Origin of the sequence: Ligilactobacillus salitolerans, from assembly GCF_003864415.1 — a bacterium.
Taxonomy (GTDB): domain Bacteria; phylum Bacillota; class Bacilli; order Lactobacillales; family Lactobacillaceae; genus Ligilactobacillus; species Ligilactobacillus salitolerans.
This window is the reverse complement of record NZ_BFFP01000029.1, coordinates 14,886-33,793: the sequence shown is the minus strand read 5'-3', so window position 1 is coordinate 33,793 and position 18,908 is coordinate 14,886. Positions and strand designations below refer to the sequence as shown.

At 42.4% G+C, this 18,908-nt stretch carries 16 protein-coding genes and 1 pseudogene; 14 read left to right on the top strand and 3 right to left on the bottom strand.

From position 1 onward, the window contains the following. Positions 1 to 101: 101 nt before the first annotated feature. The 11 genes from LFYK43_RS08625 (at position 102) to citG (ending at position 9,033) form a co-directional block, all read left to right on the top strand. Positions 102 to 446, top strand: a complete 345-nt coding sequence (locus tag LFYK43_RS08625) for a hypothetical protein (RefSeq protein ID WP_124977405.1) — start codon at positions 102 to 104, stop codon at positions 444 to 446. 30 nt (positions 447 to 476) lie between these two features. Continuing rightward, positions 477 to 869: a biotin/lipoyl-containing protein gene (locus tag LFYK43_RS08620; protein WP_124977404.1), complete on the top strand. Its 393-nt coding sequence runs from the start codon at positions 477 to 479 to the stop codon at positions 867 to 869. A 42-nt stretch (positions 870 to 911) separates the two neighbouring features. Beyond that, the gene (locus LFYK43_RS08615) at positions 912 to 2,033 is read left to right on the top strand and encodes a sodium ion-translocating decarboxylase subunit beta (protein WP_124977402.1); all 1,122 of its coding nucleotides are present in this window, start codon (positions 912 to 914) and stop codon (positions 2,031 to 2,033) included. A 39-nt stretch (positions 2,034 to 2,072) separates the two neighbouring features. Continuing rightward, entirely contained in the window at positions 2,073 to 2,198 is a 126-nt protein-coding gene (locus tag LFYK43_RS13000) for an OadG-related small transporter subunit (protein ID WP_124977400.1), read from the top strand. A 53-nt stretch (positions 2,199 to 2,251) separates the two neighbouring features. Next, positions 2,252 to 3,646 (top strand): oxaloacetate decarboxylase subunit alpha, encoded by a 1,395-nt coding sequence (locus LFYK43_RS08605; RefSeq protein WP_124977398.1) that lies wholly within the window; start codon positions 2,252 to 2,254, stop codon positions 3,644 to 3,646. Between the two features lie 46 nt (positions 3,647 to 3,692). Then, positions 3,693 to 4,754, top strand: a complete 1,062-nt coding sequence (citC, locus tag LFYK43_RS08600; RefSeq protein ID WP_124977396.1) for a [citrate (pro-3S)-lyase] ligase — start codon at positions 3,693 to 3,695, stop codon at positions 4,752 to 4,754. Then, the gene (gene citD / locus LFYK43_RS08595) at positions 4,744 to 5,037 is read left to right on the top strand and encodes a citrate lyase acyl carrier protein (RefSeq protein ID WP_124977394.1); all 294 of its coding nucleotides are present in this window, start codon (positions 4,744 to 4,746) and stop codon (positions 5,035 to 5,037) included. Before citC ends, citD begins: the two co-directional genes overlap by 11 nt. Before the next feature lie 2 nt (positions 5,038 to 5,039). Beyond that, positions 5,040 to 5,954, top strand: a complete 915-nt coding sequence (gene citE, locus LFYK43_RS08590; protein ID WP_124977392.1) for a citrate (pro-3S)-lyase subunit beta — start codon at positions 5,040 to 5,042, stop codon at positions 5,952 to 5,954. Then, the gene (gene citF / locus LFYK43_RS08585; protein WP_124977390.1) at positions 5,944 to 7,479 is read left to right on the top strand and encodes a citrate lyase subunit alpha; all 1,536 of its coding nucleotides are present in this window, start codon (positions 5,944 to 5,946) and stop codon (positions 7,477 to 7,479) included. The genes citE and citF overlap by 11 nt, the downstream gene beginning before the upstream one ends. Positions 7,480 to 7,506: 27 nt before the next feature. Beyond that, positions 7,507 to 8,061, top strand: coding sequence for a citrate lyase holo-[acyl-carrier protein] synthase (citX, locus tag LFYK43_RS08580; RefSeq protein WP_124977388.1), 555 nt, complete (start codon positions 7,507 to 7,509; stop codon positions 8,059 to 8,061). A gap of 102 nt (positions 8,062 to 8,163) precedes the next feature. After that, the gene (citG, locus tag LFYK43_RS08575) at positions 8,164 to 9,033 is read left to right on the top strand and encodes a triphosphoribosyl-dephospho-CoA synthase CitG (protein WP_124977386.1); all 870 of its coding nucleotides are present in this window, start codon (positions 8,164 to 8,166) and stop codon (positions 9,031 to 9,033) included. Between the two features lie 200 nt (positions 9,034 to 9,233). Here citG and LFYK43_RS08570 read toward each other — a convergent pair whose 3' ends face one another. Next, entirely contained in the window at positions 9,234 to 11,069 is a 1,836-nt protein-coding gene (locus tag LFYK43_RS08570; RefSeq protein ID WP_158609221.1) for a plasmid pRiA4b ORF-3 family protein, read from the bottom strand. A 181-nt stretch (positions 11,070 to 11,250) separates the two neighbouring features. Then, positions 11,251 to 12,347 (bottom strand): annotated as a pseudogene (locus LFYK43_RS08565) (iron-containing alcohol dehydrogenase family protein). A 261-nt stretch (positions 12,348 to 12,608) separates the two neighbouring features. Here LFYK43_RS08565 and LFYK43_RS08560 point away from each other — a divergent pair. Beyond that, a complete protein-coding gene (locus tag LFYK43_RS08560; RefSeq protein WP_124977409.1) occupies positions 12,609 to 13,529 on the top strand; it encodes a metal ABC transporter solute-binding protein, Zn/Mn family in 921 nt (306 codons plus the stop codon). A 51-nt stretch (positions 13,530 to 13,580) separates the two neighbouring features. Here the strand turns inward: LFYK43_RS08560 and LFYK43_RS08555 are convergent, their stop codons facing one another. Beyond that, positions 13,581 to 14,693 (bottom strand): efflux RND transporter periplasmic adaptor subunit, encoded by a 1,113-nt coding sequence (locus LFYK43_RS08555; RefSeq protein WP_124977382.1) that lies wholly within the window; start codon positions 14,691 to 14,693, stop codon positions 13,581 to 13,583. Between the two features lie 310 nt (positions 14,694 to 15,003). On the opposite strand from LFYK43_RS08555, the gene LFYK43_RS08550 reads away from it, so the two are divergent. Both LFYK43_RS08550 and LFYK43_RS08545 read left to right on the top strand, forming a co-directional pair. Then, positions 15,004 to 16,710: a carboxylesterase family protein gene (locus LFYK43_RS08550; protein ID WP_124977380.1), complete on the top strand. Its 1,707-nt coding sequence runs from the start codon at positions 15,004 to 15,006 to the stop codon at positions 16,708 to 16,710. 81 nt (positions 16,711 to 16,791) lie between these two features. Next, positions 16,792 to 18,879: a carbohydrate-binding protein gene (locus LFYK43_RS08545; RefSeq protein ID WP_124977378.1), complete on the top strand. Its 2,088-nt coding sequence runs from the start codon at positions 16,792 to 16,794 to the stop codon at positions 18,877 to 18,879. The last annotated feature ends 29 nt before the right edge of the window (positions 18,880 to 18,908 follow it).

Here is an 18,908-nt window from a genome sequence, read left to right as displayed (position 1 = left end):
TGAATGTGAATGCTAAAGCAAAAGCACACCAAAAAAACATATGTTGACTATTGAAAATATTATAATGGAATTTGTAAGAAAATTCGGGTGGGGGTGATATTTTGCAGGGATGGTTGAAGAACTTATTTGGAAAAGGCGAGTCAGAGGACGATCAGGCGACAAAAGAGCCAGTTGCTGAAGAAAAGAAAGCAGCAGTTAGTTCTAATGAAGCGTCATTATCAGAGGATGAGCGCCGAGTCGTGACGTTAGTTGTTTCAGCTATTTTGGCTGGCGATCGAAGTGAATCGACTTTTAAAGTCAAAAAAATCACTAAAATCAAAGAGCGGCAAGGACTCCCCCTTTCTTTTGAAGAAAAGGAACGTGTGATTTTGATTGCCAGTGCTATTTTGGCTGGAAATAACCCAGATTCTAAATTCAGAGTTAAAGATGTTGTCAAGCTCAGTTAAAAATATAGTTAATTAAAGGAGAGAGCAAGGATGCTTAGAAAATTCAAAATTAAAATCGATGGCAATGAGTATTTAGTAGAAATGGAGGATTTGAATCCACAAGCACAAAATCAGCAGATCCAACCCGCTCCAGCTGCACAGGCGGAACAAGCAGCACAACCTGAACCTGCAGAGACCCCATCAGCTCCAGTTACAGCAGGTTCAGGAGAGGGAAATCAACTGCCTGCACCAATGCCAGGAAATATTGTCGACATCAAGGTTGCGGTAGGAGACAAAGTTCAAAAGAACCAGCCTTTGTTGGTTTTAGAAGCTATGAAGCTTGAAAATGAGATTGTTTCTCCACAGGACGGTGAAGTCACAGGGATTCAAGTTGCAAAGGGAGAAAATGTTTCTGCCGGGGATATTCTGCTGACAATTAAGTAGGAAACATTTTAAAAATAGAAGAGAAAGAGGAAATGACAGCAAATGGAATCTATCATTCAAAATATTACCTCCATTACCATGGGACAAATTGTCATGATGTTGATTGGATTTGTGCTGATGTATCTGGGGATCAAGAAAAATTACGAGCCGACTTTATTGGTACCAATGGGACTAGGGACGGTTTTAGTAAACTTTCCAGCAACAGGGGTTTTAGACCAAATTACTAATGGTCAAAAACAAGCAGGTGTCTTAGATGTTTTATTCAATGCTGGGATCAATACTGAATTGTTTCCACTGCTGATTTTTATTGGGATCGGAGCCATGATCGACTTTGGCCCCTTGCTTTCAAATCCGTTTATGCTATTATTTGGCGCTGCCGCACAATTTGGAATTTTCTTTGTTGTCGTAGTTGCAGTGTTAGCTGGTTTCAATTTGGATCAAGCGGCCTCTATCGGTGTGATTGGAGCCGCAGACGGTCCAACAAGTATTTTTGTTTCTTCTCAGTTAGCTCCGGATCTATTAGGGCCGATAGCCGTCGCGGCGTACTCCTATATGGCGCTGGTGCCGATCATTCAGCCGCCGGCAATTAAGTTAGTGACAACTAAAAAAGAACGTAAAATTAGGATGACATACAAAGCTGACTCGGTTTCAAAGACAACCCGGATCCTGTTTCCTATTGTAATAACGGTGATTGCTGGTTTGGTTGCCCCAGTTTCTCTTCCTTTGATCGGTTTCTTAATGTTCGGTAACTTGTTACGTGAATGCGGGGTTCTTGATCGGTTGAGTAATACTGCGCAAAATGAGCTGGTTAATATTGTATCTATCCTTTTAGGGTTGACGATAGCTGTTAAGATGACAGCCGAATCTTTCTTACAAGTTCAGACCCTGATGATCATTGCTTTCGGATTGGTCGCATTCGTAATGGACAGTATTGGCGGGGTTTTATTCGCTAAATTCTTGAACTTGTTTAGAAAAGAAAAAATCAATCCTATGATTGGTGCTGCTGGTATTTCAGCATTTCCAATGTCAAGTCGCGTGATCCAGCAAATGGCTCAAGCTGAAGATAAGCAAAACTTCTTATTGATGTACGCTGTTGGAGCCAATGTTTCAGGTCAGATCGGTTCTGTGATCGCTGGAGGATTGTTGTTGGGATTCTTTAGTTAGGCAGGTCCTGATTTTGGGGAAAGGATAAGGTGGTTTTAGATGGGAGCTCTTTTAGGCAAAGCCTTTGAATTAATGCTTTTTGGAATGGGCGGAATTTTTGCGGTATTATTTATGATTTACCTGCTGATTTTAATACTAAATAAAGCTTTTCCAGGTAACAAATGATATTTTCTTGAACTTAGAAATGATTCAAAATTAGTCAAATGAGGGTAGCTTTTATGGAAAGACGATCAATTAGATTTATGGAAACAGCATTGCGCGATGGTCACCAAAGTTTGGCTGCAACGCGGATGAAAACTGAACAAATGTTACCAATTTTAGATACTATGGATCAAGCTGGCTATTATTCACTTGAAGTCTGGGGTGGAGCCACCTTTGATACTTGTTTGCGGTATTTAAATGAAGATCCTTGGGAACGATTGCGTGTGATCAGGAAACACGTTAAGAATACAAAGCTTCAAATGTTATTAAGAGGCCAAAACTTACTCGGCTATAAGAACTATGCAGATGATTTTGTTAAGTTATTTGTACAAAAGTCGGTTGAAAATGGGATCGACATTATCAGGATCTTCGATGCCTTAAATGACCCAAGAAATTTGAAAACGGCTGTTGAAGCCGCTAAAGAAGCTGGCGGTCAGGCTCAGACAGCAATTTCTTATACAACTAGTGAAGTTCATACCACACAGTATTTTATCGAGCTAGCTAAAAAATATGCAGAAATTGGCGCTGATTCAATTGCGATCAAAGATATGGCGGGAATCTTGACACCTCAAAAAGCATATGAATTGGTTGCTGGAATTAAGGATGCAGTGGACCTGCCATTAGAGGTCCATACACATGCAACTAGCGGGATTGCTTCCTTGACATATCTTGAGGCTGTTCGTGCAGGTGCAGACATTATTGATACTGCGATTTCGCCTTTTGCTGGTGGAACTAGTCAACCAGCTACTGAGTCAATGGCAGTTGCCTTTGCTGATCTGGGTTATGACACGGGCTTAGACCAGGAACGTTTAGCTGAAATTGCTGATCATTTTAAGCCGGTACGCGATGAGTTTCTGGCAAACGGTACGATTAAACCTAAGGTACTTGAAGTTGAACCAAAAGCACTGCAATATCAAGTTCCTGGTGGGATGCTGAGCAATCTGTTGTCGCAACTAACAGATGCGGGCCAAGCAGATAAATACGAAGAAGTTTTAAACGAAGTGCCCAAAGTCCGGGCTGACCTTGGCTTTCCACCATTGGTCACACCTTTGAGCCAGATGGTGGGTACGCAGTCGGTGATGAACGTTTTGACGGGTGAGAGATACAAGATGATCCCTAATGAAATCAAAGAATATGTGAAAGGTGCATATGGCAAGTCACCTGCCCCAATTGATCAAGCAATTAAAGAGAAGATTATTGGTGATGCGGAAGTGATTCAAGTACGTCCTGCAGATCTGTTAGCTCCGCAACTGCCGCAAATCTATCAAGATGGGGCTGACTTTTGTCATTCTGATGAAGATTTCTTGAGTTATGGGCTCTTCCCGCAGTCCGCTGAACATTTTCTCAGAAAAAGACAAGATCCGTTTTATGACATTCCTGTCCAGAATGTGACTGTTGAAACAAGCTTATAGCCTATGATTTGAAGCGTCCAGCTGAACAATAAAGGAATGGTGCAAAGTGAGCACAGAACTTGCAGATTTAAATTTAAATAGGCGGCCTGTTTATAAAAAATGGCAAGAGTTATTGATTTCTCGGGACATTTCCAATTTTAGCGTGGAGGAAGTCAATAATATTGATGAAACGATCGGTCTCTTTGACAATGAGCAGCATCTGCTTGCAACAGGTTCAATTGCGGGTAACGTCTTAAAGTATATTGCCATTAAAGCGGGTCACGAAGAGAACGGGGCTATTTTTAATCAAATTGTGACAGAGTTGACAAACCGCTTAGTCAGGAGAGGTTTTACCCATTTTTTTGTTTTTACTAAGCCTGAATATTCACACAGCTTTAAATTTGTTGGCTTTCAAGAATTAGCGTCTTCACGATTCGGCGTTGTTTTGGAAAAAGGGACTACAACGATCACCGATTATTTAATGTCATTGCCGCACAGTCCAAATCAGGCTGAGAAGTCTGTAGCAGCGATCGTGATGCATGCTAATCCATTCACCTTGGGACATCAATTTCTAGTTAGAAAGGCAGCTCAAGAAAATGATTTAGTTTATGTCTTTGTTGTTAAGAATGATGCATCACTATTTTCAACCGAGGAAAGAATGCGGTTGGTGCAAGAGGGTACAAAAGAGTGGAAAAATGTCTTCGTTGTTAGTGGTGCGGATTATTTGGTCAGCTACGCCACTTTCCCAGCCTACTTTTTAAAGACACCAGATGATGTAATTAAATATCAGACTACTCTGGATGCACGGATCTTTCGGGATCTCATTGCACCGGCTTTAAATATTAAGAAAAGATATTTGGGGACTGAGCCGTTTTCACATACTACAGGGATCTATAATCAAACCTTATTGCGCGAACTGCCGCCTGCCGTTCAACCAATTGTATTGGAAAGAAAGAAATCTGCAGAAGGGAAATTGATCACCGCGACTGAGGTCAGAATGGCTATTAAAGAGAGAAAAGTTGAAAATATCAGTCATTTTATTCCACAGACAACGATGACTTTTATTAAGGATAATATTGATAATTTAGAAAAAAGGATCAAGAAAGGAATGAAAATCAGTGGAAATTAAGAATACTGCAATCGCTGGAACTTTAGAATCTTCAGATATTCAAATTATGCTCAGCCAAGGTAATAATGGGATCGAAATCGAATTGGAATCAGAGGTTAAGGCAAAATTTGGTGCACAGATCAATGCTGTGATCACTGAAACTTTAAAACAATACGAAATCGAAAATGCAAAGGTCAAAGCAGTTGATAAAGGTGCTTTGGATTGTGTGATCAAAGCACGGACGATCACAGTAGCGCAACGAGCACTTGGAATTGCTGATCAACCTGCTTGGGAGGTGTTTTAAGAATGACGGAAACAACTGAAAGATTAAGAAGAACCATGATGTTTGTGCCAGGTAATAATCCTGCGATGGTTAAGGATGCCGGGATCTACGGCGCAGATTCAATTATGTTTGATTTAGAAGACGCTGTTTCAATGAATGAAAAAGACTCGGCTCGTGCCTTGGTTTATCAAGCCTTGAAGACGGTTGATTATGGTGATGCAGAATTAGTGGTCAGAATTAACGGCCTTGATACTCCATACTTTGACAATGACATCAAGGCAATGGTCAAGGCGCAGATCGATGTTATCAGACTTCCCAAAGCTGAAACGGCCGAAATGATTAAAGAACTTGAAGAGAAAGTCGCAGCGGCTGAAAAGGAATTTGATGTTCCCGCTGGTTCGATCCATTTAATGGCTGCAATTGAGAGTGCTAAAGGTGTTTTGAATGCCCCTGCAATCGCTGCTGCTTCAGATCGAATGATTGGTTTGGCTTTATCTGCTGAAGATTATACTACCGATATGAAAACTCACCGCTATCCTGATGGTGCGGAATTAGAATTTGCACGAAACATGGTTTTGCATGCCGCTCGCGCTGCGGGAATCGCTGCTTTTGATACTGTGTTTACTAACATGGATGATACAGAAGGCTTTTATCGTGAAACCAACTACATTCATCAGCTTGGCTTTGATGGCAAGTCGCTAGTTAACCCTCGGCAAATCGAGATGGTTAACAAGGTCTATCAACCTACAAAACCTGAGATCGAAAATGCTTTGAACGTAATTGCAGCTATTAAGGATGCTGAATCAAAGGGTTCCGGTGTTATTTCTATGAACGGACAAATGGTCGACCGTCCTGTAGTTTTGCGTGCGCAAAGGGTTATGAAATTAGCACAAGCAGCACATATTGTTAACGAGGAGGGCGAATACATTGAAAAATAACGTACAACGCGAACTACCGGAAGATTTGATGAAACAATATAATTATCAACCATATGAATCGACTGAGATCGGGGAGCCGGTCTATCAAAAGGTTGCTCCCAAAGTTAAAGTTTCAACGGGTGATGACAAATACAGCGAATCATTGGCGGAAATAGTCAAAAAAACTGTTAAAGATGGAATGACGATCTCCTTCCATCATCATTTCAGAAATGGTGACTACGTCGTTAATAAAGTAATGCGTTTGATCATTGATAATGGCATTAAAGACCTAACTATCGCTCCATCTTCACTGACTGGTGCGATGAATGATATTTTGATCGAAGCGATCCAAAAGGGTACTGTGACAAACATTACCAGTTCTGGGATGCGCGGGAGTCTGGGTGAATTTGTCTCGCACGGTGGGATGGAAAACCCAGTTATTTTCAGATCTCATGGTGGGCGTGCTCGTGCAATCGAAGAAGGCTCCATTAAAATTGATGTCGCCTTTTTAGGGGTACCAAATGCCGATAAGCTGGGGAACGCTAATGGGATGTATGGTAAGGCGGTCTTTGGTTCATTAGGCTATGCATTAATGGACGCACAATACGCACAGCAAGTTGTTTTACTGACAGATAACGTTGTACCTTATCCAAACACTCCAGCATCGATCAAGCAGACACAGGTTGACTATGTTGTAAAAGTCGATGCAGTTGGCGATCCAGATAAGATTGGTTCAGGTGCAACTCGTTTCACTAAGGACCCTAAAGAACTTAAAATCGCACAAAGCGTTAATGAAGTCATTGTTAATTCACCGTACTTCAAAGATGGTTTCTCTTTCCAGACAGGTTCTGGCGGAGCTGCATTGGCTGTCACGCGTTACTTGCGTCAAGCAATGCTGGATAACCAGATCAAAGCATCATTTGCTTTGGGCGGAATTACTAAACCAACAACCGATCTCTTGGAAGAAGGGCTAGTCGGTCGAGTAATGGATGTGCAAGATTTCGATAAGGGCGCAGCTGAATCAATGCATTCTAACCAAATGCACCAAGAAATTGATGCATCTTGGTATGCTGATCCGTATAATAAAGGTGCGATGGTCGATCAGCTTGACGTTGCAATTTTAAGTGCTTTAGAAATTGACACACATTTTAACGTTAATGTGATGTCAGGTTCCGATGGTGTGATCCGTGGTGCGATCGGTGGGCATCAAGATGCTGCTAATGCTAAGTTAACTATTATTAGTTCACCTTTGACACGTGGAAGATTAGCAACAGTTGTTCCTGAAGTAACAACCGTTGTTACTCCAGGCGATTCGATCGATGTTTTAGTGACCGAATATGGGATCGCAATCAACCCTGCCCGCAAGGATCTCCAAGAAGCATTTAAGGATTTGCCGGGATTGCCGATCTATACGATCGAAGAATTGCAGAAAAAAGCAGAAAAGATCGTTGGTACTCCAGCTCCAATCGAGTATAATGATCGGACAGTGGCTTTGATCGAATACCGTGATGGAACAATCATTGATTCGATCAAAGAAGTCAAGTAATAATCATTAGGCAAGGGAGAAAGAATCATGGTCAGCCGGCTTTTTGCAACGGGTCAACCTCAGACAATTCAAGATGTTTTAGCCAATAAAGATCGGCGTGCAGCTAGACAAGGTGAGTTATGCAGCCGATTTCCGGAACAAACGATTGTCAATTTGAAACTCAATATTCCTGGACCGATCAAGAATAACCCAGAGTTGCAGGAGATGTTCAACCTTGGTAGTCAAGAATTGTTAAACAGGCTGCTGGAGGGTCGGGCAGATACTTTGATTTGGCAAAATACTTGGGACGAGCCGACAGGCGACGAACTCTTTTTAGTCTTGGATCAAGATCTAATGAAGGTCAAACAGCTCACAACTAAATTTGAAGAAGAGTTTGAATTGGGAAGACTCTTTGATGCAGATGTTTTGAGTCAGCAAACTCAGGACAAGCCCGTTTCGAGAAGCGTCCTTGGTTTGCCGAGCAGAAAGTGTTTTATCTGTTCTCGTCCAGCTAAGGAATGTGCTCGTTCTCGCCGCCATAGTGTAGAAGATTTGCAACAAGCTATTAGTTTGGCTTGGGCTCAGCTCAAGGCCGACAATTAGAATAACAACTAAGAGAGATAGTAGAAGTAAGCTGTCTCTCTTTTTGTTTTGTTTCTTATGGTAGGATATGAGTACAAGATAAATTATAAGGAAAAAGATGGAATGAAATTTGAAGAACAAAAAAATACGGTAATAGGTTTCGCAACTAAGGCTTTGCTATACGAAGTCACGGTGAACCCTAAACCAGGGTTGGTAGATCCGGTGGACAATGGACCACATCCTGATATGGATGTATTTGATTTTTTAAATAGCGCTGTGAGTTTGTCTACTTACTTTGAAGAATGCTTTGATGCAGGGTGGTTATTTGATCAAGAAGATTTAAAAATTCTTTTTAGCAGTTTGCGTCCTCTAGGGATCAGAGCCGAGAAAAAAATGTACCTCGCCACGAATGGGGTAAATACCCATAAAGGTGCGATTTTTTCACTAGGTATTTTCGTTGCTGCCACAGCATATGTGGATAAAGAAAATGTAGAATCACAGCAAACGCTGCCAATAATTCAAAAGACTATCATTCAGATGTTGAATGGTTTGACTAAAAATGACTTTAAACGTATTTCTCAAAAAAATAAAGTAGCTCTTTCTGCGGGAGAATTACAATTTTTGCAGTATGGCAAAGCTGGGATCAGGGGGGAAGCTGAGGCCGGTTACCCCACTGTTTTTGATGAAAGTCTTCCCTTCTTGCTTTCGACCCAAGGAACTAGAAATGAGCGTCTGCTTGATACGCTGATGAAGATAGTTTCTGTTGCAGAGGACAGTAACTTAATTAAACGTGCTGGAACTGATGAGATTGTGGCAGAAGTTCAGAGTCAAGCTCGTTCATTCCTCGAGGTCGGAGGATATGGAACTAGGAAAGGTCAAGAAATCTTACTGCAGCTTAACTCAGACTTTACTGAGCGCAAGTTGAGCTTAGGCGGGTCTGCTGATTTACTGATACTGACGATATACCTGGGTTTGCTTGAAGGGTGTATTTAAAGCCCAGGTAGAATGTACGTATATTCAGGCGGGTGACATCTATAATTACATTTAATGATGACCCAATTCTTGATTGTATTTTCAGGCTAAAAAAAAGAGTTTAGAAATCAGTTTTGACTTCTAAACTCTTTTTATAGGGTACACCCGTTATGGACAGCAACTAGGCTCTGCACTTTGCTTAAATCAGCGACACTATCAACTTAAAGTCCTAATTCTCGAAGAAGTGCATTTGTTTCTTCTAAATCAAACTTTTGAAAGTCATCTCGGACACCAAACACATCATAATTCTCTGGATGTTCTTGGTAATCCAATAACCCAGGAATTCCGCCAATATCCTCGATGATCCCAGACCCTTTGCCCTTGAGGACTGTTGTTGGAATTGGTTCGGCGCTAGTTATCTGCTCAATTTTTTCGACTTTGAGATCAATACACCAGTAATCACCAAAGTCGTATTCAAAAAGGAATTTAGTTTTTTCTTTGGCCTGGGAATCTTCTAGCAGAGTTTCACCAGGTTGGATCTCAACATCATTGTCGATGAGCCTTTCTCCATCATCCCCTGGCATTAAATATTCGATATTACCTGAAAGACCAACTCCATCGGCTAAGGATTTAATGAGAGAAAAGAGATCTTCAACGGTATTCATATCTGGATTTTTGGCATAGTTGTCTAATTCGAGCTTACTTTTTTCCTTAAATTCCGAAATGGCTTCGCGTCGTTTTTGATCGCCAATAAGATTAGTGAGCGAGTAAAGGTGGGAGCCGTCCATATTGAAGAGAGTCATGATAATTTGCGCTAGCTGTAACATATTTTTTTGACCATCTACTTCAAAGCGGCGCCAAATTTTAGGTTTGCTGTCAACAAGGTCTGCACGGAAGCGATAGACAGTCCTTTCTGATGGTTCTGCTTTTAAAGAGACCTGTGTTTTCTTTGTTTGACTTGCAGCAACCCACTCAGTAAATTCACTAATGATATCTTCTGGGGGGTAAAGAGAGAAATAATAAGTCATACCATAGTCCTTATCCTCATCATCTTTCTCATACCAGGGGATATCTTTTAATTGAGATTTGGTTTCAGCCAAATAATTGTCAACAAATTCAGTCACAGCACGATATTTTGAGATAAATTTATTGGCAAAAATTGCAGCTGATGGACTAAATTTTTGCTTTTTCATAAACGAAATTCGTGCGAGGCATTCACCATAGATTTGATAGTATTTCTTGGCCAAATTTACGAGGGTTTGTGGACTATCAATTTTTTCAAGATGGTTGAGCTTACCGATTACCTTACGTGAAAGTAATTCAGCGTACATTTCTGATAAGCGTGCTGCTTCGGCCTGCAAAATCTCAATTTCTCCGCCAACCTTTTCACTTGGAAGAGAGGATGATGTTTGAAACTCAGCTTGGTGAGTAGCTAGTTTTTCAGATAAAATGGCAACGAAGAAACGCAGCTGCCAATATGTTGGCTGCCCTAAAATGATATCTAATTCCTTTTGAGGCATCTCTAACAATTTTGCCGATAACTTAGCATGTGCGTATGCTCCAATCTTTTCCCGGTGTAATTTGCGTAATTCCTTATAAATATCTTGATCGTTTGAGTAAGGGTATCCTTCTGTTTTAACGTCTAAGATATGAGCCAAAAGTATATGATGTATCAAAATATTCTTTTGGGGGAATTCCATTAACCGATACAGTTTATGTTTTTGCTCCAATTCCGTTACATATGACAAACATCTGACGGTTATTCGCGAGGCTGCAAAACAAACTATTGGTATGCCAATGTATTTTGCGTATAAGACAGAGCGCAGTAAACGTTGTGCTGCCGGTTGGTCATATTTTTCCTCGCCTAAAATAACAACAAAATAACTGTGAGTTTTTTTGGGAAAATATGAACTAGGTCTATCTTTAGCAGAGCCAGTTTTAATTTTGCTATAGTCGTAAAATGTGTTTTGCGAGTTGGAGGTCACGTTGAGTAAGCCAGCGGTAAATAAAGAAGGCTGTGTTCCAAGTGTACCAAAATAAATGTTTTTGATGGTCATTGTTAAGGCGCTCCTAACTAATTTGGTTTTGGGGAACATGTCATCTGTAATTTTAGCATAAGTGAGCACTTTATTTGGCTATTTATGTTGATTTGATTGCGATTATAAAAAGCCAGTGAAGTGTGTTAGACACCCTCCCTGGCTTTAATTTACTGCTAGAAAATTAAAAATGTTAGGATAATTAGCCGGCTGCTTCCTCATTCCCTTGACTCAGCTGCTCGACTGTTGCCATATCGGCTACGACTTCAGCTGGTTTTAGTTCGGCCTTGATCAGCTTGAATGATTCAGTTGGACTGGCTGCCCACTGTGCAACCTTTTGGGTTTTATCTGCAATGTCTGTTGTAATGTTGAGCCCTGCAAGGTTGGTCGGTAAACCAATTTCTTGATAGAAGGGCAGCAGGGTTTTGATTTCTTCCTGATCGCCGGTCTGTGCTAACTGGACCAAGATCCCGTAGGCGACTTTAGCTCCATGCATGATATCGTGAGTCTCATCGATATATGAAAGTCCATTGTGGACTGCGTGTGCACCAGCCATGCGTCCGTCAGCAACACCAAAGCCGCCAACTTCGCTGGCGATGCCAATGATACAATCAACAACGGCTGTAAAATCAGCTGAGGCGACGCCTTTTTCAAGGTCGATCAAGGCTTGTTTGGCAGAGGCTACCAGAGTGTCTTTGATCACTTTAGCAGTCGCATAGGATAAACGAGAGTAGACTGGCAGCTGATCTAAGCGGTTGCGCGTCATGCCTTCCATTTCATACCATTTAGCCAGGGTATCACCGATCCCTGCGACAAAATATTCACGGGGCGTCGTTAGCATGATGTCCCAGTCGACCAAAGTGACGGTTGGGGCTTTCTGAAATATTCGACCGCTTTAAAGGTGTGCCCGACTTGATGATAGATCGCACCGATCGGAGTGTAAGGAGCACAATTAGACGCCAAGGTGGGGATACTGATCAGATCAACATCTAAGACTTGTGCGGTTACTTTAGCGGTGTCCAGCAAACGACCGCCACCGATTCCAATGATGACATCAGTCTGCTTTGGGGCCTGTGCGGCAATCTCTGCTCCGTTTTCATCGCTGGCTGAACCGTCATAATGAAATAATGGGTAATCAAGTTGTCTTTGGTAGATTTGCTGGAAGACAGCATATGATTTGTCTCCGGTAATAATGATTGGCTGCTGGTACTGTGTAAGTAGTTTTTCTAAGTTATTGACCGCACCTTTTTCGCTGATATAGCGGTTTGCGCCCGGACGAACTTCTTCATTTAGATCCATAAGACAACTCCCTTTCAAGTAAACTCATATTTTGGCATGTAATGAGAAACATTTTAAGAAAACCACGTGTGTTTTCTAATTAAAATCTAACTTAACGCTTTCTTAAAAGACTGTCAATAGCAATCAAATTGTGCAAAATATTAACTTGAGTATTGGTTGAAGGGAATTGGCGGCTGACTCATAGAGCCGTCTTGTCTTGAAGGTGATTCTATGCTATTCTTGAAAACGATAATATTTACTATTTAATGGAAAGGTTATATGATGTCTAACACAACACTTAGATTGAAAAAAGTTGGGACTGCAGCTGTTGTCATGCTGCTGGCTGTCTTGGTGACTGCCTGTGGGCAAAAGGAAAACTCTCAGAGTAATGGAAAAATCAACATCACAGCGACCACGAATATCTATGGCGAAGTTGCGCGAGCAGTTGCGGGAAATAAGGGTAACGTTAAGTCGATCATTAATGACCCAGATACTGACCCGCACGACTATGATCCGGCACCGACCGATGCTCAGGAGGTCGCTAAGTCACAAGTCGTGATCGCTAATGGCCTGGGCTATGATGCTTGGGTCGGCAATTTGGTTAAAAACGGTAATGATGACCTGCAGTATGTCCGTGTTGGAGAAACAGTCTTAAAGCAAAAAAAGGGTGATAACCCGCATATCTGGTATGACCCGCAGACCATGCCCAAATTAGCCCGTAATTTAGCCCAGCGTTTTGGCAAACTACAGCCGAAAAATAAAGCCTATTTCAATAGAAACGCTGAGAAATATATTAAATCTTTGGCGCCCGTCCAGCAAAAGATGGATCAGGTCAAAAAGACGGCCCAAAAACAGGGCAAACAAGAAGTTTACGTGAGTGAACCAGTTTTTGATTATGCGATTCAAGCGATGAATTTTACGGTCGGCAACAAAAAATTTGAAAATGATACCGAGAAGGGGACTGACCCCGCTCCGAGCACGATCAAAGCCATGCAAGACGGGCTCAAGAAGAAAAAAATCGCCTTTTTTGTGGATAATAAACAAGCTAGCAGCAAGACAGTTAGCAATTTTGTCGAATTGGCCCAAAAAAATAACATTCCTATTTTAAAAGTGACTGAAACAATGCCGGCCAAGCAAAACTATCGGCAGTGGATGGTCGGACAATACGATCAACTGCTCAAGATCATGCAGAAAAAAGAATAGCAAAAAAACGATGCTGAGCGAATCAGCATCGTTTTTTAGAGGGGAAAAATTTTATTTGGCTTGATGGATCTTGTCTCCGTTCTGTAAGCCTTGATGTGGATCACTGACGACCTTGGCACCAGCTTTGACGCCAGAAGTCACAATGAAGTACTTACCGCTTTTTTTACCCTTGAGTTTAACTTCTTGGGTGATGTTGTCTGCTTTTAATACATAGACTCTTTTGTTTTTAACAGCTGAGGCTGGCAGCTCTAAGCCTTTTTGCGGAAGACTGAAGTTGACTCTTTGCCCCAGTAAAAAGCTCGAGCTGACTGGTGCGGAAAACTTGTAAGCCGGCTGGTCGGTCCCCTTTTGTTTTAGCGGTAGCTTAGAAATAAAAGAAACCTTGCTTTTTTTCACTTTATCTTGCACGGAGTTGTCAATTTTGATCTTGGCGTTAGGCTTGACCTTGGTGTAATCATCCTGTGAGACACGGGCTTCCAAGACTAGTTTTTGAGCATAGACTTTTAGTTCTATCTGACCGTTTTTTCGCTGTTTTAAGTGAAAGGTGCCGGCAAAAGGGGCGCTCACTTGGTTTTCAACCTGCTCAGAAAGTTCTGCTTCCTTAGCTTGTTGTTCACTTAACTGGCTTTGCAGCTCTGAAATTTGTTGTTGAGCGGCAGTCTGCTGGTTTTCTGAGACCTGCGCAAGCGAATCTTGCAGAGCCTGGATCTCTTGTTGCTGAGCTTGATCGCTATCATTGTTAGAGTCAGCTGCAGTCGAATTGTCTGTAATTGCGGCAGTGTTTGAACTATTATCCGTGAGGGATCCTTGCTGATCTTGGATCTGCGCTTGCAAGTCACTGATCTGAGCTCGGACCTGCTTTAACTCAGTTTCCTTTTCCGGAAAATGCAAAGTTGCCAGAACTTGTCCTTTTTTTACATCTTGCTCCGTTTTAAGCTCCGTTGTGAGTTGAGCTTTTTTAGGAATACGCATGGTATAGGTAGAGTTAGCCTTGATCACACCTTGACCTTGGTATGGTGCTGCTTTTTTAACGGTGTAAACGTGATATGTATTGTTGATCTGCTGGGTTTTGAACGAAACCGCGTAGACGGCAATAATTACCAAAATGACTGCGATCAAGCTGAGTACCAAGAACTTTTCGTGCTTCTGATAGAACTTCTTCACAATATCCCCTCATTTTTCCTGCTGCCCCACAAAATTTTTAGCTAGAAAATTATGTAAGCAATTTCACATTATATCAATATTATAGTTGGCAAAAGTAGTTATTTCAATAGGCTTAGGCACGCTTGCAGGTGAAACTGGCTCTTAAAATGCACAAACAGAGCGGTCTTTCTCACTGATACATGTCTTGACAGATGAAATTGGTAGGTATAATCTACAATATGTAAGCGCTTGCTGATGTTTAGATGATGATAAGCTGCCGTTAAGTTAGTGGATAGTTTTCTTGTATAGATATGGGGGAGTGAGGGTACTTATGGGATTTAAAATAGCTAGAAATTTTGTCAGATTGGGTTTGGTGATCATCATGGCTCTTTTGTTTATGCCTTCAAAGGTGAATGCGGCTGCCAGTGAAGGACCGATCGTCCATACTAATTATGGTACGATCCAGGGTTTGACTAAAAATAATACAGAACAATGGAAGGGGGTCCCATACGGCGGACCGGTTTCTGGTGCCAAACGCTGGAAAAAGCCGACCGCACCGACGCCTTGGTCAGGTATCAAGCAGACAACGGTTTCCAAGAAAGCGATCCAAAACAATGGCGGGACTGTCAATGGTCAAGAAGATGATGCTTTGACCTTAGACATATGGCGTCCGGCAAATGAGCGCAAAAATTTGCCGGTCATGGTTTATATTCATGGAGGCAATAATCAGACGGGCAGCTCGGATGAAATTAGCGGTGCCTCGTTTGCTGCTAAACATAACGTGATCTTTGTTTCAATCAATCATCGGTTAGGAGCTCTGGGGTATAATCCGCTGCCAGCCTTAAAAGACGGTGATTCGGAAAATGATTCTGGTAATTATGGCTTATTAGATATTCATCAAGCACTGACTTGGGTCCAGCAAAATATCGGCAATTTTGGCGGAAATGGGCATAATATCACCCTCTCCGGCTTTTCATCAGGCGGACGCAACGTGATGGCTACGCTGATTTCGCCGCTGTTTCGCGGCCAGTTCCAACGGGCAATCGTTTTTTCTGGCGGTATGACGACATCTAAGGTAGCTCCGAGTCAAAAACGGTTCGCAGAAATTTTTGCACCGTTAGTTGTGGCGGATGGAGTTAAAAAAGATACGGACAGTGCCAAAAAATGGCTTTTGACCAGTGATCCAGCCGTCAAAAAGTACTTCTATCAGTTAAGCGCGGATCGAATCGAAAAAGCAATTGGCGACGCTGCGATCCGAATGGACGGATTCCCTCATCTCTATCGGGACGGCTACGTTTTGCCAAAAAACGGCTATGATACTCACCGCTATAATAATGTTCCGGTAATACTCTTCACTGGGACCCATGAGTTTGCCTCCTTTGCAAGCTGGGATCCTTATTTCTCAAGCAGCTTTAATGATGGTTCGATTTATACCGATCAAACTAAGCAGGAACAATTCAATTTTGTCAAAAAATACGGCAGCCAGTTATACAGCAGTTTCAACGTTGAAGATTCTGCAAATAAGATGCTCGCTCATGGTTATCGTGCTCCGATCTACGGGCTGCGGATGAGTTTTGGCGACGATTCTAGCGTAGTTGGCAAAGAAATGGGCATGTTGGGCGCCTACCATGGTGTCTTTACTGGACTGCTCGACCGTTTCCAGGATCCATATAATGGGGCTTACAAAACTGTCGGTGCGACCCAGTTGGCCGATGTTTTCCAAGATTATCTAGCTAACTTTATCAACGGAGTACCATTTAATGCCCCTAACCAGCAGAGACTGTGGCGTGCTTATAATATCTCAGGACAGACACTGCGTTTAACGGCAGACAAGACGAAGGCATATTCTTGGATGGCGCGTAAGAATTACACCACGCAGTCCGTTTTGCGTGATATTCGTTCTGACCGTTCGCTTGCACCGGCAACAAAAGATTACTTGCTCAAACATGTGATGAATAATCGCTGGTTCAGTTATCCTTTGGACCGGGCTTATCACAATGAAACTTGGTTTGAAAAACAAAATAACGGCGGGTGGTGATCTAGGAGATAAAAAGTGTACTCAGGCAACACAAAAAGTGGGGGATTTAAAAAGTTTAGACCGATCAGGAGGAGATCGTTTATGCAAACGAAGACCAAGTTCAGACTTTTAACAACATTTTCTTTAGGTGCGGCTTTAGCTTTGGGAGTGAGTGCCAATGCTGCTTCACCGGGCAGGACCGATAAATTGCTGCATGTTGATCCAACGAACGCCACGACTTTCGAAGCGGAAAATGCAATCGACCAGACCAACGTCACGATCGAAAGCAAAGCTCCTGCCAGTGCAGGAAAAAACGTTGGCGGAATTTATAATTCATCGCAAGTTGGCTATCCGCTGAAGGTGCAAAAAAACGGCAAATATCAAGTCACCATCAGGTGGGCTGTCGGCAAAGGCGGGACGACCAAGGATATTGCCGATGTCACGGTTGATGGCACTAAGGTTGATTCGCTGACTGGTACTTACACCGGTGGTTGGGGCGATAAGGCCGATCAATGGCAGGATATTACGACGGAGGTCGATCTGACCAAAGGTGTTCATAGTTTGGGGATCCAAGCAACCACTTCTGGTTTTAATTTGGATAAAATCAGTGTGCAGCGAGTAGGAAACTATACTCCATCGACTGTGACCAAAAAATCGCATGCGCCAATTGTGCGTTTTCACGGAGTTCGAAGTACGATGACGTCGACTGAGTTAGCACAAAGTCAGATCTGGTACAACCAAGATACCCGGCTGGAAAATAAGATCAGTCCCCAGGCTTCTTTAAACCTGACTCGGACCGATCAGACAGATGTTCCGACGATTTATATTGACCCGGCTAACAAGGGCCAAGTTTTCTTGGGGATGGGGACATCGATTGAAGGCTCATCTATTGCCAACCTGACGAAAATGAGTGCTTTTCAGCGCAGACGGATCTTGCGGAACTTGGTGGATCCTATCAATGGTGCTGGGATGACGATGTTTAGGATCTGCATTGGAACATCTGATTTTACTGGTGATGATTTCTATACTTATTACGATGAAAAGCCTGCTGGCTATGCTAATAAGGATGGTTATGATACCAAGACTCCAGCTAAGGATATTCACCCAGACTGGTACAATCGGACCGGTCATGGCTTTTCAATTAAGAAAGATGAACAGAATGGCACGATCGATGTGATCCAGGAATTGCTGCAGGAAGCTCGCGTAGTCGGTGTCAAGAATCAGATCAAGCTGTTCGCATCTTCTTGGAGTGCACCAGGATGGATGAAGGAACCGACTGCTAACACAGCGAGTGCTAGCTATCAACCGAATAACTTGTTGATCAAAGGCGGAAAGTTGCGCGACGATATGGTTGATAACCTTGCCCGCTATGAAGTTCGTTTCTTAGAAGAATATGCTAAAAAAGGTATCAAAATCTATGGGTTGACGGTTCAAAATGAACCGCAAAATGAAACCGTTTATCCAAGTATGTTGATTAACGCGGAACAGAATGGCAAGGTCGCACTCAAGATCCGTCAATACGCAGCCCAAAGCCCAATTTTGCGGCGCATGGGGATCAGTCAGCCTAAGATCTGGGCCTTTGACCACAATTTCAGCAAGGGCGAAGCATACATGGACGAAATGTTTGCCAAAGTACCCGAAGCTAGAAAAGCGATCAGCGGCACTGCCTTCCACGATTATGACGGTGAGCCGACTGCAATGAAGACTGTTTTACAGAAATATCAAAATCAGATCCCTGGTTTTTCAGTTAATTTGACCGAGCGTTCCGTATGGGGGACGAAAGGTGCTGATCGAATCTTGAAGTATTTCCGCAATGGTGCTGAAAGCTATAATTCTTGGGTAACGATGTTAGACAGCAATACTAGTCCAACTAAGTTTCCTTGGAAAGTCGATCCAACTCTTTTGATCAAAGATCCAGCTAGCCAAAATTACTGGTCTACGCCTGAGTACTATATTATGGGACAATTTGGGCGCTACATTCGCCCAGGCATGCGCTTGATCAGTTCAACTTACGGCTCAGAAAATACTATCACTAATGCAGTCTTTTATGATCAATTCAGACATGACTATGTGATGGTCGCTGTCAACCAAACCTTAGAAACACAGCAGTTCAAGGCTCAGTATCATGGCAAACAGTTCTTGGCAACGATACCGGCGAAGAATGTTGCGACCTACCGCTGGCATGAATAAATTACTTTTGATTTTTTGGGAGAAGTGAA

Excerpts from the sequence above, each read along its gene's own strand:
- LFYK43_RS08620 (WP_124977404.1), top strand. The coding sequence starts at position 477 with ATGCTTAGAAAATTCAAAATTAAAATCGATGGCAATGAGTATTTAGTA.
- LFYK43_RS08615 (WP_124977402.1), top strand. The coding sequence starts at position 912 with ATGGAATCTATCATTCAAAATATTACCTCCATTACCATGGGACAAATT.
- LFYK43_RS13000 (WP_124977400.1), top strand. The coding sequence starts at position 2,073 with ATGGGAGCTCTTTTAGGCAAAGCCTTTGAATTAATGCTTTTTGGAATG.
- LFYK43_RS08605 (WP_124977398.1), top strand. The coding sequence starts at position 2,252 with ATGGAAAGACGATCAATTAGATTTATGGAAACAGCATTGCGCGATGGT.
- citE (WP_124977392.1), top strand. The coding sequence starts at position 5,040 with ATGACGGAAACAACTGAAAGATTAAGAAGAACCATGATGTTTGTGCCA.
- citX (WP_124977388.1), top strand. The coding sequence starts at position 7,507 with ATGGTCAGCCGGCTTTTTGCAACGGGTCAACCTCAGACAATTCAAGAT.
- citG (WP_124977386.1), top strand. The coding sequence starts at position 8,164 with ATGAAATTTGAAGAACAAAAAAATACGGTAATAGGTTTCGCAACTAAG.
- LFYK43_RS08570 (WP_158609221.1), bottom strand. The coding sequence starts at position 11,069 with ATGACCATCAAAAACATTTATTTTGGTACACTTGGAACACAGCCTTCT.
- LFYK43_RS08560 (WP_124977409.1), top strand. The coding sequence starts at position 12,609 with ATGTCTAACACAACACTTAGATTGAAAAAAGTTGGGACTGCAGCTGTT.
- LFYK43_RS08550 (WP_124977380.1), top strand. The coding sequence starts at position 15,004 with ATGGGATTTAAAATAGCTAGAAATTTTGTCAGATTGGGTTTGGTGATC.
- LFYK43_RS08545 (WP_124977378.1), top strand. The coding sequence starts at position 16,792 with ATGCAAACGAAGACCAAGTTCAGACTTTTAACAACATTTTCTTTAGGT.